The sequence below is a fragment of the Phenylobacterium aquaticum genome, assembly GCF_947378715.1.
In the GTDB taxonomy this organism is placed as follows: Bacteria; Pseudomonadota; Alphaproteobacteria; order Caulobacterales; family Caulobacteraceae; genus Phenylobacterium; species Phenylobacterium aquaticum_A.
Genome location: NZ_CANCLE010000208.1, coordinates 1 through 5,694, shown reverse-complemented (window position 1 = coordinate 5,694; position 5,694 = coordinate 1). Strand labels below are relative to the sequence as shown.

Annotated in this window: 7 protein-coding genes; all 7 read right to left on the bottom strand. The window is 66.1% G+C overall.

Going from position 1 to position 5,694, the window contains the following annotated elements; translation table 11 throughout:
• Positions 1–968: NADH-quinone oxidoreductase subunit NuoG (nuoG, locus tag Q7P21_RS18900; RefSeq protein WP_304179528.1), on the bottom strand; the 968-nt coding region annotated here is incomplete at its 3' end.
• A gap of 3 nt (positions 969–971) precedes the next feature.
• On the bottom strand, positions 972–2,288 hold the full coding sequence (nuoF, locus tag Q7P21_RS18895) for an NADH-quinone oxidoreductase subunit NuoF (protein WP_304179521.1): 1,317 nt from the start codon (positions 2,286–2,288) through the stop codon (positions 972–974).
• A 68-nt stretch (positions 2,289–2,356) separates the two neighbouring features.
• The gene (gene nuoE, locus Q7P21_RS18890) at positions 2,357–3,046 is read right to left on the bottom strand and encodes an NADH-quinone oxidoreductase subunit NuoE (RefSeq protein ID WP_304179515.1); all 690 of its coding nucleotides are present in this window, start codon (positions 3,044–3,046) and stop codon (positions 2,357–2,359) included.
• Positions 3,047–3,053: 7 nt separating this feature from the next.
• Positions 3,054–3,395 (bottom strand): nuclear transport factor 2 family protein, encoded by a 342-nt coding sequence (locus tag Q7P21_RS18885; protein ID WP_304179511.1) that lies wholly within the window; start codon positions 3,393–3,395, stop codon positions 3,054–3,056.
• Complete coding sequence (locus Q7P21_RS18880; protein ID WP_304179504.1) at positions 3,392–4,636, bottom strand: NADH-quinone oxidoreductase subunit D; 1,245 nt, start codon at positions 4,634–4,636, stop codon at positions 3,392–3,394. Before Q7P21_RS18880 ends, Q7P21_RS18885 begins: the two co-directional genes overlap by 4 nt.
• Positions 4,636–5,259, bottom strand: a complete 624-nt coding sequence (locus Q7P21_RS18875; RefSeq protein ID WP_304179499.1) for an NADH-quinone oxidoreductase subunit C — start codon at positions 5,257–5,259, stop codon at positions 4,636–4,638. Before Q7P21_RS18875 ends, Q7P21_RS18880 begins: the two co-directional genes overlap by 1 nt.
• Positions 5,256–5,694, bottom strand: a 439-nt coding sequence (locus tag Q7P21_RS18870) for an NADH-quinone oxidoreductase subunit B family protein (protein WP_304179493.1), incomplete at its 5' end; no start/stop codon positions are given. The genes Q7P21_RS18875 and Q7P21_RS18870, both read right to left, overlap by 4 nt.

Genomic DNA, 5,694 nt, shown 5'->3' with positions numbered 1-5,694 from the left:
GCCTTCATGGATTCGGCGTCCTGCTGGTCGCCGGCGATGACGCCGATGCGGTCGGCGGGGGCGGCCTTCAGCTTGTCGGCGACCAGGGCCAGGGCCTCGGCCCATGTCGCGGGGCGCAGCTTGCCGTTCTCACGCAGATAGGGCCGGTCGAGGCGCTGGCGGGAGAGGCCGTCGACCGCGTAGCGGGTCTTGTCGCTGATCCACTCCTCGTTGATCTCTTCGTTCAACCGGGGAAGGACACGGAGCACGGCGGGACCACGGCTGTCGACGCGGATCGCCGAACCCAGCGCATCCATCACGTCGACGCTCTCGGTCTTCTTCAGCTCCCAGGGCCGGGCGTTGAAGGCGTAGGGCTTGGAGGTCAGAGCGCCGACGGGGCACAGGTCGATCACATTGGCCGACAGCTCGGAGGCGACAGCCTTGCCGAGATAGGTCGTGATTTCAACGTCTTCGCCGCGCGAGATCAGACCGATATCCGGCACCCCGGCCACTTCGGTGATGAAGCGGACGCAGCGGGTGCACTGGATGCAGCGGGTCATGACCGTCTTAATCAACGGCCCCATCGATTTCTCTTCGACCGCGCGCTTGTTGTCGGCGTAGCGGCTGTCGTCGCGGCCATAGCCCATGGCCTGGTCCTGCAGATCGCACTCGCCGCCCTGGTCGCAGATCGGGCAATCCAGCGGGTGGTTGATGAGCAGGAACTCCATCACCCCTTCGCGGGCCTTCTTCACCATCGGCGTATTGGTGAAGATCTCCTGGTTGTCGGCGGCCGGCAGGGCGCACGAAGCCTGGGGCTTCGGCGGACCGGGCTTCACCTCGACCAGGCACATGCGGCAGTTGCCGGCGATGGACAGGCGCTCGTGATAGCAGAAGCGCGGGATCTCTTCCCCGGCCAGCTCCGCCACCTGCAGAACCGTCATGCCGGGTTCGAACTCGACCTCGACGCCATTGACCTTGGCTTTGGGCATCTCTTACTCCGCCGCCTGGAGCGTGGCGCCCTGAACGAAGGGCTTGCCGGCGCGATAGTTGGTGATCCGCTCCTCCACCTCGTGGCGGAAGTGGCGGAACAGACCCTGGATCGGCCAGGCCGCCGCGTCACCGAGGCCGCAGATGGTGTGGCCTTCGACCTGACTGGCCACGTCGAGCAGCATGTCGATCTCACGCATCTCGGCCTCGCCGGTCGCCATTCGCTCCATCACTCGCCACATCCAGCCTGTGCCTTCACGGCACGGCGTGCACTGGCCGCAGCTCTCATGCTTGTAGAAATAGGAGAGCCGGGCGACCGCCTTCACGATGTCGGTGGACTGGTCCATGACGATGACGGCGGCGGTGCCGAGGCCGGACTTGAGCGCGGAGAGGCTGTCGAAGTCCATCAGCGCCGTCTCGGCCTCGTGGGCCGGGATCATGCGGACGGAGGAGCCGCCGGGGATCACCGCCTTGAGGTTGCCCCAGCCGCCGCGAATGCCGCCGCAATGGTCTTCCAACAGCTGGCGCAGCGGGATCGACATCGCCTCTTCGACGACGCAGGGCTTCATCACGTGGCCGGAGATGGCCATCAGCTTGGTGCCGGTGTTGTTCGGCCGGCCGAAGCCCGCGAACCACTCGGCGCCGCGGCGCAGGATCGTGCCGATCACCGAGATCGATTCGACATTGTTGATGGTCGTCGGGCAGCCATAGATGCCCGCGCCGGCCGGGAACGGCGGCTTCAGGCGCGGTTGGCCCTTCTTGCCTTCCAGGCTTTCCATCAGGGCGGTTTCGTCGCCGCAGATATAGGCCCCGCCCCCGTGGGTGACGTGCAGCTCGAAGTCCCAGCCGTGGACATTGCCCTTGCCGATCAGCTTGGCCGCATAGGCCTGCTTGATCGCCGCTTCCAGGCGCTCGCGCTCGAAGACGTATTCGCCGCGGATATAGACGTAAGCCGTGTGCGCCCGGATCGCGTAGGCGGCGATCAGGCAGCCCTCGATCAACAGGTGCGGATCGTTGCGCAGGATCTCGCGGTCCTTGCAGGTGCCGGGTTCGGACTCGTCGGCATTGACCACCAGATAGTGCGGGCGGTCGCTCTCCTGCTTGGGCATGAAGGTCCACTTCAGGCCCGTGGAGAAGCCCGCGCCGCCACGACCGCGCAGACCCGAATTCTTGATCTGGTCGCAGAGCCATTCCGGCGTCTGAGCCAGCATGTCGCGCGTCGCGTTCCAGCACCCACGCGCCTTCGCGCCCTCCAGGCCCCAGTCATGGAGGCCATAGACGTTCGTGAAGATGCGGTCCTTGTCTTCCAGGATTCCGACCACGATCCCCTACTCTCCCCTGTTCGCACGGGCGGACCCGGCGATGGACATGTCTTGCGCGGCGAAAATCATCACGCGGCGGGCTCCTTCGCGGCCTTGCCCTTGGGCTTCGGCGGCGCGTTGGGGAGCGTCTTGATCGGCTTGGCGGCGGAGCCGTCGTAGAGCTTGGGATCGCTCAGCACCAGCGGGCCGCCCTCGGGGGCCGCGCCCTGGCGCCCGATCGCCGAGCCCGGCGCGGGCGACTTGCCGGCCGCGAAGTCGTCGAGAATCGCCTCGAAGCTCTGGGCCGTCAGGTCCTCGTAGTAATAGTCGTTGATCGCGGCCATCGGCGCATTGGAGCAGGCGCCCAGGCACTCGACTTCCTGCCAGTAGAACTGGCCGTCGGCGGACAGGTGGTCGCGATTGCCGAACTTCTTCTGGCAGACGGCGATCAGGTCGCCGGCCCCGCGCAGCATGCAGGGCGTGGTGCCGCACACCTGGACCAGGGCCTTGGAGCCGACCGGCTCCAGCATGAACATCGTATAGAAGGTGGCGACCTCGTAGACCCGGATCACCGGCATTGAGAGCTTTTCGGCCACGACGCGCAGGGCGGGCTCGGACACCCAGCCCTGTTGCTTCTGGACCAGCCAGAGCAGCGGCAGGACCGCCGATTGCTGGCGGGCGGCCGGGAACTTGGCGATCCACCAGAGGGCGAGCTTTTCCGACTCCGGCGTGAAGGCGAAGCTGTCGGGCTGGTTCGGGGAGAGGCGGCGAACGCTCAAGAGAGCCTCACTTCACGAAGTCTGCGCGGGCGATCTTGCCGTCCGCGATGGTGTAGACGACGGCCACCTCGAAGGTGTCGCCGCCCGGCTTGCGGATGACCAGCTCATGGTCGATCACGGTGTTTCCCACCGCGATGCGGCCCTTGAGCGCCACCTTGTTCTGGGGGAACTCGCCCCAGGTCTTGGTGTAGCGGGCGCGCAGAGCCTCGATGCCTTGCGTGGTCACCGCGCCATTGAGGTCGGCGATCACCACATCATCGGCGTACCAGCCGCAGAAGGCGTCGAGATCCTGGGCGTTATAGGCGTCGAGCTGGAACTGCGCGACTTCGAGGGGGCTGAAGCCGCTCAACGGTCGACCTCCCCGAACACGATGTCCAGCGAGCCCAGGATGGCGGAGACGTCGGCCAGCATGTGGCCGCGGTTCATCCAGTCCATGGCCGACAGGTGCGGGAAGCCCGGGGCCCGCAGCTTGACGCGATAGGGCTTGTTCGAGCCGTCGGAGACCAGGAACACTCCGAACTCGCCCTTGGGCGCTTCCACGGCGGCGTAGACCTCGCCCTCCGGCGTGCGGAAGCCCTCGGTGTAGAGCTTGAAGTGGTGGATCAGGGCTTCCATGGAGGTCTTCATCTCGCCACGGCGGGGCGGAGAGACCTTGTTGTCCTCGGTGAGCACCGGGCCGGGCGTCAGGCGCAGGCGGGCGATGGCCTGGCGGATGATCTTCACCGACTCCCGCATCTCCTGCATCCGGCAGAGGTAGCGGTCGTAGCAGTCGCCGTTCAGGCCGAGCGGAATGTCGAACTCGAACTCGTCGTAGCATTCATAGGGCTGCGAGCGGCGCAGGTCCCAGGCGATGCCCGAGCCGCGCACCATGACGCCGGAGAAGCCCCAGGCCAGGGCCTGTTCCTTGGTCACCACGCCGATGTCGACATTGCGCTGCTTGAAGATGCGGTTGCCGGTGATCAGCTTGTCGATGTCATTGACCGGACGCTCGAAGGCCTTGGCCCAGGCGTCGATGTCGTCGATCAGGCTCTCAGTCAGGTCCTGGTGGACGCCGCCGGGCCGGAAATAGTTGGCGTGCAGACGGGCGCCGGACGCGCGCTCGTAGAACACCATCAGCTTTTCACGCTCCTCGAAGCCCCAGAGCGGCGGGGTGAGCGCGCCGACGTCCATGGCCTGGGTCGTGACATTGAGCAGGTGGTTCAGCACCCGGCCGATCTCGCAGAAGATCACCCGGATCAGGCTGCCGCGCATCGGCACCTCAAGACCCAGCAGCTTCTCAATGGCCAGGCAGAAGGCATGCTCCTGGTTCATCGGCGCCACATAGTCGAGGCGGTCGAGATAGGGGATGTTCTGGAGGTAGGTCCTGTACTCCATCAGCTTCTCGGTGCCGCGATGCAGCAGGCCGATGTGCGGATCGACACGTTCGACGATCTCGCCGTCCAGCTCCAGGACCAGGCGCAGGACGCCGTGGGCCGCAGGGTGCTGGGGGCCGAAATTGATGTTGAACTTGCGGACCGGGGTTTCCGGGACGAGCGAGGTCTCGACGACGGCTTCGGTCACCGAGGCGATGGGGGCGGCGTCGTCAGCCATCACTTGGGTGCTCCGGCTTGGGGGGCCTTCTCATCGCCCGGCAGGACGTAGTCGGCCCCTTCCCAGGGCGACATGAAGTCCCAGTTGCGGAACTCGACCGACTTCACCGGCTCATAGACCACGCGCTTGAGCTCGTCGTCGTAGCGCAGCTCGACATAGCCGGTCATCGGGAAGTCCTTGCGCAGCGGATGCCCGTGGAAGCCGTAGTCGGTGAGGATGCAGCGCAGGTCCGGATGGCCGGAGAAGAACACGCCGTACATGTCGAAGGTCTCGCGCTCATACCAGTCGGCGCAGGGGAAGACCCCCGTGGCGGTGGGGACGGCGGTGTCCTCGTCGGTCTGCACCTTGAAGCGGACTCGCGAATTCCGGGTCATCGACAGCAGGTGATAGACCACGTCGAACCGCAGCGGCCGGTCGGGATAGTCGACGCCCGAGAGGTCGATCAGCTGGTGAAAGCCGAACTTGTCGCGCAGCAGGGTCAGGGCCTCGACCACCTTGCCGGCCGGGCCGGTCAGGGTCAGTTCGCCGAAGGCCACGGTCGCGTCGGCAAAGGCGCCCGCGCCGTCGGCCAGGATCTGTTGGCCCAGGGTCTCGAAGGTTTCGTCGGTGACCGGCCAGCTCATCGCTCGATGGTCCCCGTGCGACGGATCTTCTTCTGCAGCTGCAGCACGCCATAGACCAGGGCCTCGGCGGTGGGCGGGCAGCCGGGCACATAGATGTCGACCGGAACGATCCGGTCGCAGCCGCGCACCACGGAATAGCTGAAATAGTAATAGCCGCCGCCATTGGCGCAGGAGCCCATCGAGATCACATAGCGCGGCTCGGCCATCTGGTCGTAAACCTTGCGCAGCGCCGGGGCCATCTTGTTGGTCAGGGTTCCCGCCACGATCATCACGTCGCTCTGGCGCGGGGAAGCGCGCGGCGCGAAGCCGAAACGTTCCAGGTCGTAGCGCGGCCCGAACGCCTGGAACATCTCCACCGCGCAACAGGCCAGGCCGAAGGTCATCATCATCAGCGAGCCGGTGCGCGCCCAGGTGATCAGGTCGTCGGCCGAGGCG